The 21,981-nt window shown below is 41.6% G+C and carries 20 protein-coding genes; 16 read left to right on the top strand and 4 right to left on the bottom strand.

The window, feature by feature from the left end; translation table 11 throughout:
- Window positions 1–79 precede the first annotated feature (79 nt).
- The 8 genes from DB729_RS00600 (at window position 80) to metK (ending at window position 9,661) form a co-directional block, all read left to right on the top strand.
- Window positions 80–736 carry a CBS domain-containing protein gene (locus DB729_RS00600; RefSeq protein WP_033605910.1) on the top strand — a complete coding sequence of 219 codons (657 nt, stop codon included), beginning with the start codon at window positions 80–82 and terminating at the stop codon, window positions 734–736.
- Between the two features lie 109 nt (window positions 737–845).
- A protein-coding gene (gene prfB, locus DB729_RS00590; protein ID WP_109289777.1) for a peptide chain release factor 2 occupies window positions 846–1,941 on the top strand; the annotation gives its coding sequence in 2 pieces (ribosomal slippage) (window positions 846–917 and window positions 919–1,941; 1,095 coding nt in all).
- Between the two features lie 17 nt (window positions 1,942–1,958).
- Window positions 1,959–2,651 (top strand): cell division ATP-binding protein FtsE, encoded by a 693-nt coding sequence (gene ftsE / locus DB729_RS00585; protein ID WP_000022271.1) that lies wholly within the window; start codon window positions 1,959–1,961, stop codon window positions 2,649–2,651.
- Window positions 2,644–3,570, top strand: a complete 927-nt coding sequence (gene ftsX / locus DB729_RS00580; protein WP_000625557.1) for a permease-like cell division protein FtsX — start codon at window positions 2,644–2,646, stop codon at window positions 3,568–3,570. Before ftsE ends, ftsX begins: the two co-directional genes overlap by 8 nt.
- 219 nt (window positions 3,571–3,789) lie before the next feature.
- Window positions 3,790–5,976 (top strand): PTS transporter subunit IIBC, encoded by a 2,187-nt coding sequence (locus DB729_RS00575; RefSeq protein ID WP_109289778.1) that lies wholly within the window; start codon window positions 3,790–3,792, stop codon window positions 5,974–5,976.
- 51 nt (window positions 5,977–6,027) lie between these two features.
- Complete coding sequence (locus tag DB729_RS00570; protein ID WP_109289779.1) at window positions 6,028–6,843, top strand: endonuclease/exonuclease/phosphatase family protein; 816 nt, start codon at window positions 6,028–6,030, stop codon at window positions 6,841–6,843.
- A gap of 103 nt (window positions 6,844–6,946) precedes the next feature.
- A complete protein-coding gene (locus DB729_RS00565) occupies window positions 6,947–8,290 on the top strand; it encodes a DEAD/DEAH box helicase (RefSeq protein ID WP_109289780.1) in 1,344 nt (447 codons plus the stop codon).
- 180 nt (window positions 8,291–8,470) lie between these two features.
- Complete coding sequence (gene metK / locus DB729_RS00560; protein WP_000003926.1) at window positions 8,471–9,661, top strand: methionine adenosyltransferase; 1,191 nt, start codon at window positions 8,471–8,473, stop codon at window positions 9,659–9,661.
- A 72-nt stretch (window positions 9,662–9,733) separates the two neighbouring features.
- On the opposite strand, the gene DB729_RS00555 is transcribed toward metK, so the two are convergent.
- The 4 genes from DB729_RS00555 to DB729_RS00540 all read right to left on the bottom strand — a co-directional run bounded on the left by DB729_RS00555 (window position 9,734) and on the right by DB729_RS00540 (window position 13,404).
- On the bottom strand, window positions 9,734–10,033 hold the full coding sequence (locus DB729_RS00555; RefSeq protein WP_000767203.1) for a DUF1827 family protein: 300 nt from the start codon (window positions 10,031–10,033) through the stop codon (window positions 9,734–9,736).
- A 58-nt stretch (window positions 10,034–10,091) separates the two neighbouring features.
- Entirely contained in the window at window positions 10,092–10,544 is a 453-nt protein-coding gene (locus DB729_RS00550) for an NUDIX hydrolase (RefSeq protein ID WP_109289781.1), read from the bottom strand.
- Window positions 10,545–10,674: 130 nt separating this feature from the next.
- On the bottom strand, window positions 10,675–12,936 hold the full coding sequence (locus DB729_RS00545; protein WP_109289782.1) for an ATP-dependent Clp protease ATP-binding subunit: 2,262 nt from the start codon (window positions 12,934–12,936) through the stop codon (window positions 10,675–10,677).
- 237 nt (window positions 12,937–13,173) lie between these two features.
- On the bottom strand, window positions 13,174–13,404 hold the full coding sequence (locus tag DB729_RS00540; protein ID WP_000443577.1) for a DUF1797 family protein: 231 nt from the start codon (window positions 13,402–13,404) through the stop codon (window positions 13,174–13,176).
- A 192-nt stretch (window positions 13,405–13,596) separates the two neighbouring features.
- Between DB729_RS00540 and DB729_RS00535 the strand changes: the two genes are divergently transcribed.
- The 8 genes from DB729_RS00535 (at window position 13,597) to DB729_RS00500 (ending at window position 21,978) form a co-directional block, all read left to right on the top strand.
- Window positions 13,597–14,280, top strand: a complete 684-nt coding sequence (locus DB729_RS00535) for an amino acid ABC transporter permease (RefSeq protein ID WP_049490309.1) — start codon at window positions 13,597–13,599, stop codon at window positions 14,278–14,280.
- Window positions 14,280–15,014: an amino acid ABC transporter ATP-binding protein gene (locus DB729_RS00530; RefSeq protein ID WP_000140925.1), complete on the top strand. Its 735-nt coding sequence runs from the start codon at window positions 14,280–14,282 to the stop codon at window positions 15,012–15,014. Before DB729_RS00535 ends, DB729_RS00530 begins: the two co-directional genes overlap by 1 nt.
- Window positions 15,015–15,047: 33 nt before the next feature.
- Window positions 15,048–15,368 (top strand): TfoX/Sxy family protein, encoded by a 321-nt coding sequence (locus DB729_RS00525; protein WP_109289783.1) that lies wholly within the window; start codon window positions 15,048–15,050, stop codon window positions 15,366–15,368.
- Between the two features lie 148 nt (window positions 15,369–15,516).
- A complete protein-coding gene (locus tag DB729_RS00520) occupies window positions 15,517–16,374 on the top strand; it encodes a bifunctional methylenetetrahydrofolate dehydrogenase/methenyltetrahydrofolate cyclohydrolase (RefSeq protein ID WP_049549837.1) in 858 nt (285 codons plus the stop codon).
- Between the two features lie 4 nt (window positions 16,375–16,378).
- Window positions 16,379–17,152 (top strand): HAD hydrolase family protein, encoded by a 774-nt coding sequence (locus tag DB729_RS00515; protein WP_109289784.1) that lies wholly within the window; start codon window positions 16,379–16,381, stop codon window positions 17,150–17,152.
- A 56-nt stretch (window positions 17,153–17,208) separates the two neighbouring features.
- On the top strand, window positions 17,209–18,060 hold the full coding sequence (locus DB729_RS00510) for an NAD(P)H-hydrate dehydratase (RefSeq protein ID WP_109289785.1): 852 nt from the start codon (window positions 17,209–17,211) through the stop codon (window positions 18,058–18,060).
- A gap of 199 nt (window positions 18,061–18,259) precedes the next feature.
- Window positions 18,260–20,749: a bifunctional DnaQ family exonuclease/ATP-dependent helicase gene (locus DB729_RS00505; RefSeq protein ID WP_165442233.1), complete on the top strand. Its 2,490-nt coding sequence runs from the start codon at window positions 18,260–18,262 to the stop codon at window positions 20,747–20,749.
- Window positions 20,750–20,754: 5 nt separating this feature from the next.
- Window positions 20,755–21,978: an FtsW/RodA/SpoVE family cell cycle protein gene (locus DB729_RS00500; protein ID WP_109289787.1), complete on the top strand. Its 1,224-nt coding sequence runs from the start codon at window positions 20,755–20,757 to the stop codon at window positions 21,976–21,978.
- Window positions 21,979–21,981 lie beyond the last annotated feature (3 nt).

Below are 21,981 nucleotides of genomic sequence, written 5' to 3'. Positions count from 1 at the left end.
TTGAAAAAGAGATGAAAGCGTTTGATAGATTTTCTAAGAAAGTGTATAATAAAAGTAGCAATATAGAAGGAGAAGTCCCATGGCAGTTAAAGATTTCATGACCCGTAAGGTAGTTTATATCAGTCCAGATACAACTGTGGCACACGCAGCAGATTTGATGCGCGAGCAAGGTTTGCACCGTTTACCTGTTATCGAAAATGATCAATTAGTCGGATTGGTAACAGAAGGAACCATCGCGGAAGCCAGCCCATCTAAAGCAACCAGTCTCTCTATCTATGAGATGAATTATCTTCTAAATAAAACCAAAGTAAAAGATGTAATGATTCGAGATGTCGTGACTGTTTCTGGCTATGCTAGTCTAGAGGATGCGACCTACCTGATGCTGAAAAATAAAATAGGGATCTTACCAGTCGTAGACAATCATCAGGTCTACGGCGTCATTACAGACCGCGATGTTTTTCAGGCTTTCTTGGAAATCGCCGGATACGGAGAAGAGGGGATTCGGGTTCGTTTCATTACAGAAAATGAAGTCGGAGTACTGGGGAAAATTGTAGCTTTAATTGTAGAAGAGGATTTAAATATTTCCCATACTGTAAACATTCCACGTAAGGATGGCAAGGTCGTCATCGAAGTTCAAATTGATGGAAAAATCGATTTGACTGCATTAAAGGAAAAGTTTGAAAAAGAAGGAATTCAAGTGGAGGAAATCACTCAGACCTCTGCCAAAGTCCTTTAAACCAGAGGCTTTCGGGCCTCTTTTCTTCTGCCACAAAAGCGATGAAAAGCAAAATATGGAAAGAAATAAGAGATTATGGTATAATAAAACGATATGAAAAGGAGTATCTATGGACATTTCAGAAATTCGTCAAAAAATTGACGCAAATCGTGAAAAATTAGCTTCTTTCAGGGGGTCTCTTTGACCTCGAAGGCTTAGAGGAAGAGATTGCCATCTTGGAGAACAAGATGACAGAACCTGATTTTTGGAACGATAATATCGCGGCCCAAAAAACGTCGCAAGAATTAAATGAATTAAAAAACACCTACAACACCTTCCGTAAAATGGAAGAGTTGCAGGATGAAGTTGAGATTTTATTGGACTTTTTAGCAGAAGACGAGTCAGTCCATGATGAACTGGTCGAGCAGCTAACCGAGTTGGATAAGATGATGACCAACTACGAGATGACCCTTCTCTTGTCAGAACCTTATGACCATAATAATGCCGTCTTGGAAATCCATCCAGGATCTGGTGGTACTGAGGCTCAGGACTGGGGCGATATGTTGCTCCGCATGTACACTCGTTATGGAAATGCCAAAGGCTTTAAAGTAGAAGTCTTGGATTACCAGGCTGGTGATGAAGCGGGTATCAAGTCTGTGACCTTGTCTTTTGAAGGTCCCAATGCATACGGACTACTTAAATCAGAAATGGGTGTTCACCGTTTGGTCCGTATTTCACCATTTGACTCTGCCAAACGTCGCCATACTTCATTTACATCCGTAGAGGTTATGCCTGAGCTGGATGATACTATCGAAGTGGAAATTCGTGAAGATGATATCAAAATGGATACCTTCCGTTCAGGTGGTGCTGGTGGACAAAACGTCAATAAAGTTTCAACAGGTGTGCGTTTGACACACATTCCTACAGGAACTGTCGTCCAATCAACGGTCGATCGTACCCAGTATGGAAATAGAGATCGTGCCATGAAGATGTTGCAGGCTAAACTCTATCAGATGGAGCAAGAAAAGAAAGCTGCGGAAGTTGATTCCCTCAAAGGTGAGAAAAAAGAAATTACATGGGGAAGTCAGATTCGTTCTTATGTCTTCACACCTTATACTATGGTAAAAGATCACCGTACAAGCTTTGAAGTTTCCCAAGTAGATAAGGTCATGGATGGAGACCTTGATGGTTTCATCGATGCCTACCTCAAGTGGCGAATTAGCTAAGAAAGAAAGGAACTCATATGTCAATCATTGAAATGAGAGATGTTGTCAAAAAGTATGACAATGGAACGACTGCCCTGCGTGGTGTCTCTGTCACCATTGAACCAGGAGAGTTTGCCTATATCGTAGGACCTTCTGGGGCAGGTAAGTCAACCTTTATTCGAGCTTTATACCGAGAAGTAAAGATCGAAAAAGGAAGCCTATCAGTTGCAGGCTTTAATCTAGTTAAAATCAAGAAGAAAGATATCCCGCTTCTACGTCGTAGTGTCGGGGTTGTCTTTCAAGATTACAAACTCTTGCCTAAGAAAACGGTTTATGAGAATATTGCCTACGCAATGGAAGTTATCGGAGAGAATCGCCGTAACATCAAAAAACGTGTTATGGAAGTATTGGACCTAGTAGGTTTAAAACACAAGGTTCGTTCTTTCCCGAATGAACTCTCAGGTGGAGAACAGCAACGGATTGCGATTGCCCGTGCGATTGTCAACAATCCTAAAGTATTGATTGCTGATGAACCAACAGGAAACTTGGACCCAGATAATTCGTGGGAAATTATGAATCTGTTGGAACGCATCAATCTTCAAGGTACAACTGTTTTGATGGCGACCCACAACAGCCAAATCGTAAATACCTTGCGCCACCGTGTCATTGCCATTGAAAACGGCCGTGTCGTTCGTGACGAAGCTAAAGGAGAATATGGATACGATGATTAGTAGATTTTTTCGCCATTTATTTGAATCATTAAAAAGTTTAAAACGAAATGGCTGGATGACAGTAGCAGCAGTGAGTTCGGTTATGATTACCTTAACACTCGTTGCCCTGTTTGCATCTGTAATTTTTAATACAGCAAAACTGGCTACCGATATTGAAAACAACGTTCGTGTTATGGTCTACATTCGTAAGGATGTAGCAGATAACAGTGAAACGATTGAAAAAGAAGGTCAGACAGTTACCAATAATGACTACCACAAGGTCTATGATGCTTTGAAGGCGATGCCTGCTGTAAAAAGTGTTACCTTCTCAAGTAAAGAAGAACAATACGAGAAACTGACGGAAACAATGGGTGACGATTGGAAGGTCTTTGAAGGGGATGCAAATCCTCTCTATGATGCCTATATCGTCGATACAAATTCTCCAAGTGATGTTAAAACAGTAGCTGAAGAAGCGAAGAAAATTGAGGGAGTATCAGAGGTTCAAGATGGTGGAGCCAACACTCAACGGCTTTTTGAACTAGCTTCCTTTATCCGTGTTTGGGGATTGGTTATTGCAGGGCTCTTGATTTTTATTGCAGTCTTCCTCATTTCCAATACCATCCGTATTACCATTATTTCACGTAGTCGTGAGATTCAGATCATGCGTCTTGTTGGAGCGAGAAATGGTTATATCCGTGGCCCATTCTTGCTAGAAGGTGCTTTTATTGGCTTGCTTGGCGCAGCGATTCCCTCAGTTCTTGTATTCTTTGTTTACAATATCGTTTATCAATCGGTCAATAAATCCTTGGTAGGTCAAAACTTATCAATGATTACGCCAGATGTGTTTGTCCCTTTGATGACAGTTCTACTATTTGTAATCGGAATTTTCATTGGTTCAATTGGTTCAGGAATTTCGATGCGTCGATTCTTGAAAATCTAATTGGATATAAATGCAAATTGCAGAACAAATCAGAAAAATGATACATTTTTAAAAGAGAAGTTTTCGTAAACTTCTCTTTTTTCTTCTAAAAACTAAAAAAAAGTAGACAATTTTTTTATAAAAGCCTTTACAAAAAAAAATAAAGTGGTATAATTGAATTATAAATAAGTGCAAACGTTTTCGTAAAACGTTTGCCTAAAAAATATAAAGGAGATTTGAATGATGAAAGATACATTCAAAAATGTCTTGTCTTTCGAATTTTGGCAAAAATTCGGTAAGGCATTGATGGTGGTTATCGCTGTTATGCCAGCGGCTGGATTGATGATTTCAATCGGTAAGTCGCTTGCATTGATTGACCCAAATCTTGCCCCACTTGTTATTACAGGTGGAATTCTTGAGCAAATCGGTTGGGGAGTTATCGGTAACCTTCATATTTTGTTTGCTCTTGCTATCGGTGGTAGCTGGGCTAAAGAACGTGCAGGCGGTGCATTTGCAGCAGGACTTGCCTTTATCTTAATCAACCGTATCACTGGTACTATCTTTGGAGTTACAAGTGATATGCTGAAAAACCCTGAGGCTATGGTCACTACCCTCTTTGGAGGCTCAATCAAAGTTTCTGATTACTTCATCAGTGTTCTTGAAGCACCAGCATTGAACATGGGTGTTTTTGTAGGGATTATCTCTGGTTTTGTAGGGGCAACCGCCTTTAACAAATACTACAACTACCGTAAACTTCCTGATGCGCTTTCATTCTTCAATGGGAAACGCTTCGTACCATTCGTTGTCATCCTTCGTTCAGCTATTGCAGCAATTGTACTTGCAGCTTTCTGGCCAGTTGTTCAAACAGGTATCAACAACTTTGGTATCTGGATTGCCAATTCACAAGAAACAGCACCTGTTCTTGCACCATTCTTGTATGGTACTTTGGAACGTTTGCTCTTGCCATTTGGTCTTCACCACATGTTGACTATCCCAATGAACTATACAGCTCTTGGTGGTACTTATGACATTTTAACTGGTGCAGCTAAAGGTACTCAAGTATTCGGTCAAGACCCACTATGGCTTGCATGGGTAACAGACCTTGTAAACCTTAAAGGTACTGATGCTAGTCAATACCAACACTTGTTAGATACTGTTCACCCAGCTCGTTTCAAAGTTGGACAAATGATTGGTTCATTTGGTATCTTGATGGGTGTCATCGTTGCTATCTACCGTAATGTTGATGCTGATAAGAAACACCAATACAAGGGTATGATGATTGCGACAGCCCTTGCAACATTCTTGACAGGTGTTACTGAACCTATCGAGTATATGTTTATGTTCATCGCAACACCTCTTTACCTTGTTTATTCAGTAGTTCAAGGTGCTGCCTTTGCTATGGCTGATATTGTTCACCTTCGTGTGCACTCATTCGGTTCAATCGAATTCTTGACTCGTACTCCACTAGCTATCAATGCTGGTCTTGGTATGGATGTCATTAACTTTATCTGGGTAACTGTCCTCTTTGCAGTCATCATGTACTTCATTGCCAACTTCATGATTCAAAAATTCAACTATGCCACTCCAGGACGTAACGGAAACTATGAAACTGCTGAAGGAGCATCAGAAGATGCAGCTCCAGGAGAAACAAAAGTTGCAGCAGCTTCTCAAGCTGTAAATATCATTAACCTTCTTGGTGGTCGTGCAAACATCGTAGATGTAGATGCATGTATGACTCGTCTTCGTGTAACTGTTAAGGATGCAGATCGTGTTGGTACTGAGGAACAATGGAAAGCAGAAGGCGCTATGGGTCTTGTCATGAAAGGACAAGGTGTCCAAGCTATCTACGGACCAAAAGCTGACGTATTGAAATCTGATATCCAAGATATCCTTGACTCAGGTGAAGTAATTCCTGAAACTCTTCCAAGTCAAATGACAGAAGCTCAAAAAAATACTGTACATTTTAAAGGTGTAACTGAGGAAGTTTACTCAGTAGCTGACGGTCAAGTTATTGCCTTGGAACAAGTGAAAGATCCAGTCTTTGCTCAAAAAATGATGGGTGATGGTTTTGCAGTAGAACCAGCAAATGGAAACATTGTATCTCCAGTTTCAGGTACTGTATCAAGTATCTTCCCAACAAAACATGCACTTGGACTTGTTACTGAATCAGGTCTTGAAGTACTTGTTCATATTGGTTTGGATACTGTAAGTCTTGAAGGAAAACCATTTACTGTTCACGTTTCTGAAGGACAAAAGGTTGCAGCAGGTGATCTTCTTGTGACAGCTGACTTGGATGCTATCCGAGCAGCAGGTCGTGAAACATCAACAGTGGTTGTCTTTACAAATGGTGATGCTATCAAATCAGTTAAATTAGAACAAACAGGTTCTCTTGCAGCTAAAACAGCAGTTGCTAAAGTAGAATTGTAATATACTCGAGGTTGGAAGCTGTTTTCCAACCTCTTGTTTTAGGAGAAAAGCATGAAATTTTTAACACTCAATACTCATAGTTGGATGGAAAAAGAAGCAGAGGGAAAATTCCAGCTCTTGCTCCAAGATATTCTTGACAAAGATTATGATTTGATCTGTTTTCAAGAAATTAATCAAGAAATGACTTCGCCGGAGGTAGAGGTTAACAATCACTATCAAGCTTTGCCATCAGCAGAACCCATTCATCAGGATCACTATGTACGGCTCCTAATTGAAAAATTGGCTGAGAAAGGGAAAAACTACTACTGGACTTGGGCTTACAATCATATCGGCTATGACCGCTACCATGAAGGTGTAGCCATCTTATCCAAAACACCGATTAAGGCGCGTGAAATTTTAGTGTCAGATGTAGATGATCCAACGGACTACCATACTCGCCGTGTTGCCTCGGCTGAGACAGAGGTTGAAGGCAAGGAACTTGCTCTTGCAAGCGTCCATCTCTCTTGGTGGGATAAAGGTTTCCAAGAAGAATGGGCACGATTTGAGGCTGTATTAAAAGAGTTGAACAAACCTCTGATTTTAGCAGGTGATTTTAATAATCCAGCTGGTCAGGAAGGCTATCAAGCGATTTTAGCTAGTCCATTAGGATTACAAGACGCGTTTGAAGTTGCGAAAGAAAGAAGTGGTAGCTATACCGTTCCACCAGAAATTGATGGCTGGAAAGGCAATACCGAGCCGCTACGAATCGACTATGTCTTTACGACAAAAGACTTAGAAGTAGAAAGTTTGCATGTAGTTTTTGATGGAAAAAATAGTCCACAAGTCAGTGACCACTATGGTTTGAATGCTATTTTAAACTGGAAATAAAAATGAAAGGAATTACTTCCTTTCATTTTTTGATTCTCGAACTGGACTACTGAAAATGTTCAAAATATGGTATAATGGTTAGATGAATAGAATCGAGGATAATATGTCATTTACGAAATTTCAGTTTAAAAACTATATAGAAAAGGCATTGGAGGAGTTGAAGTTTACGACTCCTACCGAAGTTCAGGAAAAGTTGATTCCTATTGTCTTGGCAGGTCGTGACTTGGTCGGTGAGTCAAAAACAGGTTCAGGAAAGACCCACACTTTCTTACTACCCATTTTTCAGCAATTAGATGAAACTAGCGATAGTGTTCAAGCGGTCATTACTGCACCAAGTCGTGAGTTGGCCACTCAAATATACCAAGCAGCCCGTCAAATCGCAGCCCACTCAGATGTCGAAGTTCGTGTGGTTAATTATGTAGGTGGTACGGATAAGGCGCGTCAGATTGAAAAACTTGCCAGCAACCAACCACATATCGTTATTGGAACGCCAGGTCGCATCTATGACTTGGTCAAATCTGGTGATTTAGCCATTCATAAGGCCAAGACATTTGTAGTTGATGAAGCCGATATGACCTTGGATATGGGATTCTTGGAAACCGTTGATAAGATTGCAGGAAGACTTCCAAAAGACTTGCAATTCATGGTTTTTTCAGCGACGATTCCACAAAAATTGCAACCGTTCTTGAAAAAATACTTGTCAAATCCTGTTATGGAGAAAATCAAAACAAAAACAGTCATCTCTGATACGATTGATAACTGGTTGATTTCAACCAAGGGACGAGATAAGAATGCTCAGATTTACCAACTGACTCAGTTGATGCAACCTTATTTGGCAATGATCTTTGTTAACACAAAAACGCGTGCTGATGAATTGCATGCCTACTTGACTGCCCAAGGATTGAAGGTAGCAAAGATTCATGGAGATATTGCCCCTCGTGAACGCAAGCGGATCATGAATCAGGTGAAAAATCTGGATTTTGAGTACATTGTCGCAACGGACTTGGCAGCGCGTGGAATTGACATTGAAGGTGTCAGCCATGTTATCAATGACGCCATTCCGCAAGACTTGTCCTTCTTTGTTCACCGAGTTGGACGGACTGGGCGCAACGGTCTGCCTGGTACAGCTATTACCCTTTACCAGCCTAGTGATGACTCGGATATCCGTGAGTTGGAGAAATTAGGGATCAAGTTTACTCCTAAGATGGTCAAAGATGGAGAGTTTCAAGACACCTATGACCGTGATCGTCGTGCTAATCGTGAAAAGAAGCAGGATAAGCTTGATATTGAAATGATTGGATTGGTTAAAAAGAAAAAGAAAAAAGTCAAGCCAGGCTATAAGAAGAAGATTCAATGGGCGGTGGATGAAAAACGTCGCAAAACCAAGCGTGCTGAAAATCGTGCTCGTGGCCGTGCCGAGCGTAAAGCCAAACGCCAAACATTTTAAGAACAAAATTGGAGCTGAATGGCTCCTTTTTGTACCTTCGTTTTATAAATTTTCGAAAAGAATGCAAAAATGAGTAAAAAGTGGTATAATGATAAGGTTATATAGTCCCGATAAGATGGTAGAAATTTCTATCAGTACTTTGTAACTCTATAACAATATTTTTTAAGGGGGGACATTTTTATGTCAGAACGTAAATTATTCACGTCTGAATCTGTATCTGAGGGGCATCCGGATAAGATTGCAGACCAAATTTCAGATGCGATTTTGGATGCTATTTTAGCAAAGGATCCAGAGGCGCACGTTGCTGCTGAGACAGCTGTATACACTGGTTCTGTCCATGTTTTTGGTGAAATTTCTACAAATGCTTATGTGGATATCAACCGTGTGGTTCGTGATACCATTGCAGAGATTGGTTATACGAATGCAGAATATGGTTTTTCTGCGGAAACAGTTGGAGTTCATCCATCGCTTGTTGAGCAGTCGCCGGATATCGCCCAAGGTGTTAACGAAGCCTTGGAAGTCCGTGGAAGTGCAGATCAAGATCCGCTTGACTTGATTGGTGCTGGTGACCAAGGTCTCATGTTTGGATTTGCAGTGGATGAGACAGAAGAACTCATGCCATTGCCAATCTCACTCAGCCACAAGTTGGTTCGTCGTTTGGCAGAACTTCGTAAGTCTGGTGAAATCAGTTATCTTCGTCCAGATGCCAAATCACAAGTTACAGTTGAGTACGATGAAAATGATCGTCCAGTACGTGTGGACACAGTCGTTATTTCAACTCAGCACGATCCAGAAGCTACTAATGAACAAATCCATCAAGATGTGATTAACAAGGTTATCAAAGAAGTTATTCCAGCTTCTTACTTGGATGAGCAAACAAAATTCTTCATCAATCCGACTGGCCGCTTTGTAATCGGTGGACCTCAAGGAGACTCAGGTTTGACTGGTCGTAAGATCATCGTGGATACCTATGGTGGCTATTCTCGTCATGGTGGCGGTGCCTTCTCTGGTAAGGATGCGACTAAGGTGGATCGTTCTGCGTCATATGCAGCTCGCTACATTGCCAAGAATATCGTGGCAGCAGGTCTTGCTAAGAAAGTAGAAGTGCAATTGGCCTATGCCATCGGTGTGGCACAGCCTGTTTCTGTTCGTATCGATACTTTCGGTACAGGAACAGTAGCTGAAAGCAAACTTGAAAAAGCAGCGCGTCAAACCTTTGATCTTCGCCCTGCAGGAATTATCCAAATGCTGGATCTTAAACGTCCAATTTACCGTCAAACAGCGGCTTATGGACACATGGGACGTACAGATATTGACCTTCCATGGGAACGTTTGGACAAGGTAGAGGCTTTGAAAGAAGCTGTGAAATAAAATAAAAAAGATTGGTAGTACACAACTACCAATCTTTTTTGCAAGTGAAAACCAGCTTAAAAGCTGGTCTTCTTATTTTATAGGGATTGAGATCTCAATCAATTTATCCGAATAGAGGGTTTTGATATTTGCTTCATCGATACTTTCTTTGTCGATTTTACGTTTCAAGAAGAAGTCTTGGATGGTTTCAATTTCGGGTTCACGAATAGCACGGTGTTTGTTCGAAATGAGGATTTCATAGTGAAGCGGGGCTTGTGTGAAAACCACATCTGTATTTCCGGCCGAATAGACCTCAACAAGAGTTGCGTCAGTACTTTCTAATTGGCTTTTAACAAGTTGCGAGTGTGAATTAGTCGTGTTGATAAGCTTCATAACAGTTCCTCCGATTTTCTAACTCTATTATAGTACTTTTTGGATAAAATCGTGCAATTTAGTCAATTCCATGCTGGATTTTCCAAGCTTCAATTCCCCATTTATGGCTACCACGTTTGAGTTTTTCAATTGCTTCATCAATAGGAAACCAAGCAATATGATTAAAATCTTCCAATGGTTTTTGTACTTCTTGGAAAGAAGTAGCTTCATAGAGATAAGCTGGGTTGTAGTAGTAGGCATCACGGTGGCGAGAGTAGAAATACTCATCAGCTTGCCCATAATAGGTTCCAATCTCAGCTGTAAAGCCAAGTTCTTCGATTAGTTCTCTCTTCAGTGCATCTTGATGATCTTCGCCTGCTTCAATTTCTCCACCTGGCAAGAACCAAGCACCATTGGGAGCTTGAACTAGGACAATTTGTTTTTTTTCTGCATCAGGAATAACTGCGTACACGCCATAGCGGGGCTGGTAGGTCACATTCTCTTTTTTATCACCAAAAGTTGGGTTTGCCATTGAACTTTCCTCATTCTCTAGTATCTTTATTATTATCATAATGGACGAGGGGCTAGCTGTCAAGGTTTTTCATTTATTTTAGTAAAAAAGGTGCAGAAAATGATAGACTTTCTGCACTTGTTATATAGATTTATTCTTCTCTTTCAGAAGTATTTTCTTTGATTTTTTCAGTTTTTTTGGTAGATTTGATTTGAATCTTACCATTGCTTGTCATGACTGCCTTGAGGTCTTTTTCGCTTGGATTTTCAAGGTAGTAGTCTGTAATAGCATCCTCGATATGGTCTTGAATGGTACGACGGAGTGGGCGTGCTCCCATTTTGGGATCATAACCTAGGTCAACCAACTTTTCCTTGACCTTGTCTGTCACATCGAGGTGGATGTTGTTGCTAGAGAGGCGTTTGTTGACATCCGCTAGCATGAGTTCGACGATTTGGAGGAGGTTGTCCTTGCTGAGAGGTTTAAATTCGATGATGCCGTCAAAACGGTTCATAAACTCAGGACTAAAGAAGTTGCCGAGTTCACCGAGAACAGAGTTGGTTCGACCTTCACGAGCAGCTCCAAAACCAACACTGGCTTCGGCCTTACCGGTACCGGCATTTGAGGTCATGATAATGATAGCATCCTTAAAGCTAACTGTTCGTCCTTGTCCGTCTGTCAAACGGCCATCGTCTAAGACTTGAAGGAACATGTGCATCACATCTGGATGGGCTTTTTCGACTTCATCGAGAAGGATGAGTGAGTAAGGATTACGACGAACTTTTTCCGTTAACTGACCCGCTTCATCGTAGCCAACATAACCTGGAGGGGCTCCGACTAATTTAGCCACACTGTGTTTTTCCATGTATTCACTCATATCAAAGCGAATCATGCTGTCAGCAGAACCAAAGAGTTCAATGGCTAGTTGTTTGGACAGTTCTGTCTTACCGACACCAGTTGGTCCGACAAAGAGGAAACTTCCGATTGGGCGGTTAGGAGTTCCAAGACCAACACGATTACGACGGATGGCTTTGGCAATCTTATCGACAGCTTCATCTTGACCAATGACATGAGCTTTGAGGTCGTCTGCTAGATGGATAAGCTGAGACTGTTCTTTTTCTTTGAGTTCTCCGACAGGAATATTGGTTTTCTGCTCAATGATATGCTCAATGGTTTTCTCGCTAATGATAGGAGTATCCTGGTCAGTCACCTTGTTTTTCTGCATTTCCTTGTACTTGGCAATCTGATCGCGGAAATAGGCAGCCTTTTCAAAGTCTTCCTCTCGAGTAGCTTGAGCCTTGAGATTCTCAGCTTCAATTAAACGCTGATCAATCACTTTAGGATCAACAAAGTTCAGCGTCAGATTCATCTTAGAACCAGCTTCATCTAACAGGTCAATAGCCTTGTCTGGCAAGAAGCGGTCTTGGATATAGCGATTGGAAAGATTTGCAGCAGCTTCGATAGCAGTGTCTGTGTACTTGACGTGATGGTAGTCTTCGTATTTCTTTTGAACCCCTTTGAGGATGATAATGGTTTCTTCGACAGTTGGTTCATCAACTTTGACAGGCTGCATACGACGTTCCAAAGCAGCATCTTTTTCAATGATACGGTATTCATTGAGAGTAGTAGCGCCAACCAATTGCAATTCACCACGGGCAAGGGCAGGTTTCAGGATATTACCTGCATCCATATTGCCATCACCTGCTGACCCTGCACCAACAATTTCATGGATTTCGTCGATAAAGAGGATGATGTCCTCGCGTTTGCGTATCTCTTCCATGAGCTTTTGCATACGCTCTTCAAATTGACCTCGAATCCCTGTTCCTTGAACTAGACTAACCACATCCAGACGGATGACCTGCTTGCCTTGGAGTTTATGGGGAACATCACCATCGACAATCTTCTGAGCTAAACCTTCGACAACAGCTGTTTTACCAACACCTGGTTCTCCGATAAGGACAGGATTGTTTTTGGTTCGACGGTTGAGGATTTCGATAACGCGGATAATCTCCTCGTCTCGGCCGATAACAGGGTCAATATCTCCTCGACGAGCTATTTCAGTCACGTTGATACCATATTCCTCTAGGAGCCCTCTTTCTTGGCTAGGAGGAGGTGTTTGAACAGGTCCGCGGTTTTGAGGTCCATAACCACCGTTTCCTCCATATCCTCCACCAGATTGAGTTGGAGGGACGTTATTAGAAGAAGGTTTGAAATTGTTCAAATCATTGAAAAAGTCGCCGAAAGGATCAAAGTCATGATTGTTTAAGTCAGTCATTCCTTTAAAGAGGGTATTATTTGGATCTGTTTTGATAATTTTATAGCAATTTTGACAGAGATCAATTTGCTTTTGCTGTCCATTGATATTGGTATACAGATGAATTGTTGAGTCGTTAATTTTACAGTTTTGACAGAGCATACATCTACCTCATTTCATTCTTATTCTTGGTCTAAGAAAAAGGTCAAGAATAGTCAAAGTTTTATACTCTCATTATAGCATGATTAAGGTGTAAAGCAAGTAAAAAGATTGGGAAGTGGTCGTTTTTAAAAGAGGGATTTATGAAGAATCCAGCGACATTGAAGGTAAGAAAAAATCCCATTTGTGGTGACAAAAAGGATTCTCATTTATCGGGCCCTACTGCCCGTTGTTTTTATATTAGTAAAGGAGTTCGTAGATCTCCATTGCAATCAAATCAATGCTATCAAATGTATAAGTTTCACGAGCTTCTACATCGCGAAGGGTGAAGAGTGATCCGTTTTCTTCGTCATGGCTGTATGCAACTTCTGCGACAACAACACCTTCACGTTCAAAATTACGTTTTAGATTTCCACCATCTTTTGTCATTGCTTCTAGGCGGTTAATGATTCTAACCAAATGTGATTCCATTTTGATTCTCCTCCATTTCTTATCGTTTCTATTTTACCATAAACAAGAGGTAGTTGACTAGAAAAAAACTGTGATTTCTCTCTATTTCTCTATTCTATCAAGTTAATTGTTAAAATCAGGGGAAAAAGGATTGCATTTTAATTCAATTCATGTTATAATCATACAATCTAATACATAGAAAGTTGATTGAATATGAATTTTTCTTTTTTACCAAAGTATTTACCATATTTTAACTATGGTGCTCTGATTACCGTATTGATTTCCATCCTTGTTGTCTGCTTAGGGACCATTATAGGTGTGTTACTGGCCTTTGCTCAACGTTCACACTTTAAACCGCTCGTTTGGTTTGCAAATGTGTATGTTTGGATCTTCCGTGGAACTCCGATGATGGTTCAAATAATGATTGCCTTTGCTCTTATGCATATCAATGCTCCGACTATCCAAGTGGGAATTTTAGGAGTTGATCTTTCTCGTTTGATTCCTGGTATTCTGATTATTTCTATGAATAGTGGAGCTTACGTTTCAGAAACTGTTCGTGCTGGGATCAATGCGGTTCCTAAAGGGCAGTTAGAGGCTGCTTACTCTCTTGGTATTCGTCCGAAAAATGCCATGCGTTATGTCATTTTGCCACAAGCTATCAAGAATATTCTTCCGGCTCTGGGAAATGAATTTATCACCATTATCAAGGATAGTTCTCTCTTGTCTGCGATTGGGGTGATGGAGTTGTGGAATGGTGCAACGACAGTAGCAACAACAACTTATTTACCGTTGACTCCCCTTTTATTTGCAGCCTTTTACTATTTGATTATGACCTCTGTTTTGACAGTGGCGTTGAAAGCATTTGAAAAACATATTGAACAAGGAGACAAGAAATAATGACAGAAACCTTGATTAAAATTGAAGAACTACATAAGTCTTTTGGGAAAAATGAAGTTTTAAAAGGCATCAACCTTGAGATTAAACGAGGAGAAGTTGTGGTTATTATCGGTCCGTCAGGGAGCGGGAAATCAACCCTCCTTCGTTCGATGAATCTCCTTGAAGAAGCAAGTAAAGGTAAGGTTATCTTTGAAGGAGTTGATATCACAGATAAGAAAAATGACCTTTTTGCCATGCGTGAAAAGATGGGCATGGTATTCCAACAATTCAACCTCTTTCCCAATATGACAGTGATGGAAAATATCACTTTGTCACCAATTAAAACCAAAGGTGAAAGCAAGGAAGTTGCGGAGAAAAGAGCACAGGAACTGTTAGAAAAAGTTGGCTTGCCAGATAAGGCGACGGCTTATCCACAGAGTTTGTCAGGTGGTCAGCAGCAACGGATTGCCATTGCACGTGGACTTGCTATGGAACCAGATGTTTTGCTCTTTGATGAGCCGACTTCAGCCCTAGACCCGGAGATGGTTGGAGAAGTTCTAGCTGTTATGCAAGACCTTGCCAAGTCAGGGATGACTATGGTGATTGTGACTCATGAAATGGGCTTTGCGCGTGAGGTAGCAGACCGTGTTATCTTTATGGCAGATGGGGTTGTTGTCGAAGATGGAACACCAGAAGAGATTTTCGATCAAACAAAAGAACAACGGACCAAGGAATTTTTGAGTAAGGTTTTGTAAGACCTCATTTTTAGAAGAAATGGAGTAGGTATCATGGCTTCCAGTAAAGAATATTTAAACTTTATTCTCGAACAGCTATCAGAGCTAGAGGAGATGAGTTATCGTCCAATGATGGGAGAGTATATTCTTTATTATCGTGGAAAGATTATTGGAGGAATCTATGATAATCGTCTGTTACTGAAGCCTGTGAAGATGGTCTTGGATCAACTGGGACAGACTAGGCTTGAACGTCCTTATGAAGGAGCTAAGGAGATGATTTTGATAGAAGACATTGAAGATAAATCATTTCTAATGAAATTAATCAAGGAGATGTATGAAGTCTTACCGGCTCCAAAAGTCAAAAAGAAAGCATGACAGATTTACCTAGTATAAATAGGCATAAAAGCTCGACAAGGGCTTTTTCTTATAGTTTCAGACTATAAGGTCCATTAGGCAAGAAGTGTTAGGATGGCGAGTTATTTTTTGATATAATAGAGGATATTTGATAGAAAAGAGAAGAGATATGGCTCAGATTATTGATGGGAAGGCTCTTGCGGCTAAGTTACAAGGACAGTTGGCTGAAAAGACGGCCAAACTAAAAGAAGAAACAGGTCTAGTTCCAGGATTGGTAGTGATTTTGGTGGGGGACAATCCTGCCAGCCAAGTCTACGTTCGCAATAAGGAACGGTCAGCTCTCGCTGCTGGCTTCCGTAGTGAAGTAGTGCGAGTTCCAGAGGCCATTACCCAGGCGGAATTGTTAGACTTGATTGCCAAATACAATCAAGATCCAGCTTGGCATGGGATTTTGGTTCAATTACCTTTGCCAAAACATATTGACGAAGAGGCAGTTTTATTAGCTATTGACCCCGAAAAAGATGTGGATGGTTTCCACCCGCTAAACATGGGGCGTCTCTGGTCTGGTCATCCAGTTATGATTCCTTCGACACCTGCAGGAATTATGGAAATGTTTCATGAGTATGGGATTGACTTGGAAGGTAAAAATGCGGTTGTTATCGGTCGTTCAAATATTGTTGGAAAACCGATGGCTCAGCTTCTTTTAGCTAAGAATGCGACTGTGACCTTGACCCACTCACGCACCCATCATCTTGCCAAGGTGGCTGCTAAGGCGGATATCCTTGTCGTAGCTATTGGTCGCGCCAAGTTTGTGACTGCTGACTTTGTCAAACCAGGAGCGGTTGTCATTGACGTTGGGATGAACCGAGATGAAAATGGCAAGCTTTGTGGAGATGTTGATTATGATGCTGTTGCACCACTTGCTAGTCACATCACACCTGTACCTGGTGGAGTTGGACCTATGACGATTACCATGCTAATGGAGCAAACCTATCAGGCAGCGCTTCGAACACTAAACAAGGACTAGGAAGATGAAATTCGTATTTGACCTGGATGGAACGCTATCTTTTGACTACATGACCATAGATGAGGAGATTCAGCAGGTTCTTTTAAAGGCTGAAGATTATGGGCATGAGCTTGTGTTTGCCTCAGCCCGCTCTTATCGGGATTGTTTGGGTTTATTAGGTTCTGAACTCAGTCAGCGCTTAGTCATAGGTTTGAATGGTGGCGTAGCCTATCATTTAGGGAAGGCTATCTTCGAAAGGAATCTTGATGCTAGAGTTTATCAGGCGCTAGTGGATTATTGCCAGACTTATAATCTCCCTTTCTTTGTAGATGATTGCTTTGACTACAGTGGTCAGATTGTAGAGAAGATTCCATTTATTTCCAGTGTGGATCCCCTAAAGGTGGCTCGTCATCAGAAACTTGAGAACTTAGGGACTCCGATTAAGGTAGTCGTTTATATGGGTGACCATGAGGAGTTGCTTGATGATCTGCTTGGTCAGCTAGAAAGACTAGGCCAGGCTCATCTCTCCTATCATGCGCATGAAAAGTGCCTTTATGTTAATCCCTTGGATACTCATAAGGCGACAACTGTTGAAAAGTTATGCGGGGAGAACTTCATCGCTTTTGGAAATGACCAAAACGATATTGAATTGTTTAAAACGTCTCTTTATTCAGTCCAGATAGGAGACTTTGCTGGCCTTACTCCATATGCAGATGACACGTTAGAGCTAAAAGGAGAACCTTCTCCAGCAGTGGCAGCTAAAATCTTACAGACCTTTGCGGAATTTAAGGGAAAATAGTGTAGAAGGAGGTTTGCCCCTCCTTTTGTAGTATAATGGAGTGAGAGGAAAAATCGATGAAAGTGATTGATCAAACTTTATTAGAAAAAGTTATTATTGAACGGTCTCGTCACAGCCATAAGGGAGATTACGGTCGCCTGCTCTTGCTGGGAGGAACCTATCCTTATGGGGGAGCTATCATCATGTCCGCCATTGCAGCAGTTAAAAGTGGGGCAGGTTTGGTGACTGTTGGCACAGATAGGGAAAATATCCTTGCTCTGCACAGCCATTTACCTGAGGCCATGGCTTTTTCTCTTCAAGACCAGCAATTGTTAAAAGAACAGTTGGAAAAGGCTAAAGTTATCTTGTTAGGTCCGGGTTTGCGAGAGGATGCATTCGGAGAAGAACTCGTAAAACGGGTCTGTGAGAGCCTTAGAAAAGACCAGATTTTGATTGCAGACGGCGGTGCTTTGGGCATCTTAGCAAACGGCCAGTTACCATTTCCTTCCAGTCAGCTCATCCTAACTCCCCACCAAAAGGAGTGGGAAAGACTGTCTGGTATAGTTCTTGACCATCAAAATACAGAGGCGACTGCTAGTGCTCTTTCAGCGTTTCCTCAAGGAACGATTCTAGTTGAGAAAGGTCCAGCGACTCGTATCTGGCAAGCTGGGCAGCCTGAATATTATCAATTAGAAGTCGGAGGCCCTTATCAAGCAACTGGTGGGATGGGAGATACACTTGCTGGGATGATTGCAGGTTTTGCAGGTCAGTTTCATCAAGTCAGTCTCTATGAGAGAGTGGTGGTAGCGACCTATCTTCATTCAGCTATCGCGCAAGAACTAGCTCAAGAAAACTACCTTGTCTTGCCAACAGAAATTAGCAAGGCTCTTCCGAAAACAATGAAAAAAATATCTCAAAAAGGCAGCTAATACCTTGGTTGCCTTTTTATGTTGATGTAGCTTTGTTGATAAGGTTTTTAAATACCTCAAAACCAGCGACCAACTGCTTAACTTGCGTGAAATTCTCACTTCTAAGGTCTTGATTTTTACTCAAACTCAAAAGGAAAGTGAGATTGTTATCAAAGTTGAGGGGTGTCAAATCATGCTTTTTTTGATATAATTTTTAATGATGAATGCGAGAAATGATCGGTATGTGGTCGTTGATTTAGAGGCGACCAGCACTGGAAGCAAGGCAAAAATTATTCAAGTAGGCATTGTGGTGATTGAGAATGGTGAAATCATCGATCAGTATGCGACCGATGTCAATCCCCATGAACCCTTGGATTCTCATATCAAAGAATTAACGGGTCTAACCGATCAGCGTTTGGCTGCGGCACCAGAGTTTTCTCAGGTGGCCGGAAAAATTTTTGAATTGGTTAAGGACGGTATTTTTGTTGCGCACAATGTACAATTTGATGCCAACCTCCTTGCAGAATTCCTCTTTTTTGAAGGATATGAATTGCGCACCCCGCGGGTGGATACTGTTGAGTTAGCCCAAGTTCTATATCCTCAATTTGAAAAGTACAATCTAGGTATTCTTTGTCAAGAGTTGGGCATTGAGCTGGAACATGCCCATACTGCCCTGTCAGATGCTCAAGCAACAGCTGAACTCTTGCTTTACATGCGTCAAAAACTTTTTGAGCTACCTAAAGGGCTTTTAGAAAGCTTATTAAACCTTGCAGACAACCTTCTCTATGAAAGTTATCTGGTGATTGAGGAGGTCTATCAGCAACAATCTCTCTTGTCTTCGCCAGACTTGATGGAACTTCATGGGCTTTTCCTCAAAAAGGAAAGCAAAGCCTTAGTCCCACGAAAGTTATCCAAAGATTTTGCTAAAAATATTTCTTTATTGGGGCTGGAGGAGCGACCGCAACAGTTGGAATTTGCGGAGAAGATTGAGCAATTATTGGAAGAACACCAGACTTCCTTTATCCAAGCTCAAACGGGACTGGGCAAGACTTATGGTTATCTCCTCCCAGTTTTGAACTTGGAGAGTCAAGCAGGTATCCTAGTGAGTGTTCCGACCAAAATTCTTCAAAATCAAATCATGCAAGAAGAAGGTCAGCGATTAAAAGAGGTTTTCCATATGGAGATTCATAGTCTCAAGGGGCCTCAAAATTACTTGAAATTGGATGCTTTTCACCAAGTCCTCCATCGGCCGGAGTCCAATCGTCTATTTACTCGATTTAAAATGCAACTGCTTATCTGGCTAACAGAGACAGAGATAGGTGACTTGGACGAAATCGGTCAACTTTATCGCTATCAGCATTTTCTACCAGAACTAGTCCACGATGGCAAGCTTTCAAAGAAAAGTTTATTTGCTACAGAGGATTTTTGGAAACGAGGGCAGGAAAAGGCCAAGACCAGTCGTGTTCTTCTGACCAATCATGCCTATCTGGTCACTCGTTTGGAAGACAATCCAGAGTTTGTCGACAATCGTTTGGTGATTTTGGATGAAGCTCAAAAAATGCTGTTAGCTCTCGAAAATCTAGCCCAGCAGGCTTATCGCCTTGAGGAACTTGTAACCCAAATTGAAAAGTCCTTGGAGTCAGAGGAAGATTTGGTTCAGAAACGTTTGCTTGAGAGTATCGGCTTTGAATGTCGTTACTTGATGGAGCACTATCAGTCAGGTCTGAAGAATGGAAAGTGGTTGGATTCTCTCGAACACTTGCGCCAGCATTTTTCGGAGTTAGCTCTCCCAGAGTATCGAGAACTTGCAAACTTTTTCACCTCGGACCGTGAATTTTGGCTTGCTACAGCAGAGAAATCGAGCAAGGATGTCTTGATTTGTTCAAGTAAAAAAGGCCGCTTTATACTAGCGGACTTATTGCCAGAAGATTGCAGGCTCCTAGGAGTATCGGCTACTCTTGAAATCAGCAATCGGGTTTCCTTAGCAGATTTATTGGGATTTCCGGATGCTCCACTTGTTAGGCTTGATGTAGCAAAACAGGAGCAACAAGAAGTCTTTCTAGTCAATGATTTTCCTCTTGTGACAGAAGTTTCGCCTGTTGACTATGCTAGTGAAGTGGCTTCTGTTATCCGAAGGTTACAAGCCTTTCAAAAACCCATACTGGTCTTGTTTACCTCAAAAGAGATGTTGCTGGCAGTTTCAGACCTGCTCGACCAACCGCATCTAGCTCAGTATAAAAATGGGGAACCTAGCCAACTGAAAAAACGTTTTGAAAAAGGCGAACGTCAGATCTTGCTTGGAACAGGTAGTTTCTGGGAAGGGGTTGATTTTTCAACCCATCCTTGCGTGATTCAAGTGATTCCGAGATTGCCTTTCCAAAACCCCCAAGAACCCTTAACCAAAAAATTAAACCAAGAACTGCGTCAAGAAGGAAAAAATCCTTTCTATGATTATCAGTTGCCGATGACTATCATTCGGCTAAAACAAGCCCTGGGTCGTACTGTTAGACGGCCCAACCAAGGTTCGGTTGCTGTAATCTTAGACAGTCGTGTTGTCAGCAAGCGTTACGGCAAACAAATCGCTCAGACCTTGTCAAAAGAAAGGACTGTTCAGGTTCTTTCTAGAGACCAGCTAGAGTCTGCTGTAGCTGATTTTCTCCAATCCCGTCGCAATAGAATGAAAGAAAAATCCAAGAAAGAGAAGAGGTAAAAAATATGAAACGTTCCTTCGACTCTCGAGTCGATTATAGCCTTCTCCTACCAGTGTTTTGTTTACTGGTGATTGGAGTAGTGGCCATTTATATAGCAGTTAGTCATGACTATCCAAATAATGTACTTCCAATACTAGGCCAGCAAATCGCTTGGATTTCCTTGGGCCTTGTCATTGGTTTTGTGGTCATGTTCTTCAATACCGAGTTTTTATGGAAGGTGACTCCTTATCTCTATGGTTTAGGCCTAGCCTTGATGGTCCTCCCTCTTGTTTTCTACAATCCAAATCTTGTAGCGTCAACAGGTGCCAAGAACTGGGTATCGATTGGTGGAACGACACTCTTTCAGCCATCGGAGTTCATGAAGATTTCCTATATCTTGATGTTAGCTCGAGTCATCGTACAATTCACTCAAAAACACAAGGAATGGCGACGAACTATTCCCTTGGATTTCCTATTGATTGGTTGGATGATCGCCTTTACCATCCCAGTCTTGATCCTCTTAGCCCTACAAAGTGACTTGGGGACTGCCTTGGTCTTTGTGGCTATTTTTGCAGGTATGGTTCTCCTTTCAGGTGTTTCGTGGAAGATTATCATTCCTGTTTTTGCGACAGGAGTGACTGCAGTTGCAGGCTTCATGGTCATCTTTATAAGCAAGGATGGACGTGCCTTCTTGCATCAGATTGGGATGCCAACCTACCAGATCAACCGCATCTTGGCTTGGCTCAATCCCTTTGACTTCGCGCAAACAACGACTTACCAACAGGCGCAGGGACAAATTGCGATTGGAAGTGGTGGCTTGTTTGGGCAAGGTTTCAATGTGTCCAATCTCCTCATTCCAGTACGTGAGAGTGATATGATTTTTACAGTGATTGCTGAAGATTTTGGCTTTATTGGTTCGGTCTTTGTCGTTGCCTTGTACTTGCTTCTTATTTACCGGATGTTGAAGATTACGCTCAGGTCAAATAACCAGTTCTACACCTACATTTCGACTGGTTTTATCATGATGTTGCTTTTCCATATCTTTGAAAATATCGGTGCCGTGACAGGCTTACTTCCTTTGACAGGGATTCCTCTGCCTTTCATCTCTCAAGGGGGTTCCGCAATTATTAGCAACCTCATTGGTGTCGGTCTCCTCTTATCTATGAGTTACCAGACCAACCTAGCGGAGGAGAAAAGTGGAAAAGTTCCATTCAAACGAAAGAAAGTCGTCCTAAAACAAATCAAATAAGGA

Origin of the sequence: Streptococcus halitosis, assembly GCF_003143695.2 — a bacterium.
GTDB classification, from domain to species: domain Bacteria; phylum Bacillota; class Bacilli; order Lactobacillales; family Streptococcaceae; genus Streptococcus; species Streptococcus halitosis.
Note: the sequence above shows the minus strand (reverse complement) of the source record. Positions and strands in the feature narration are given on the sequence as shown.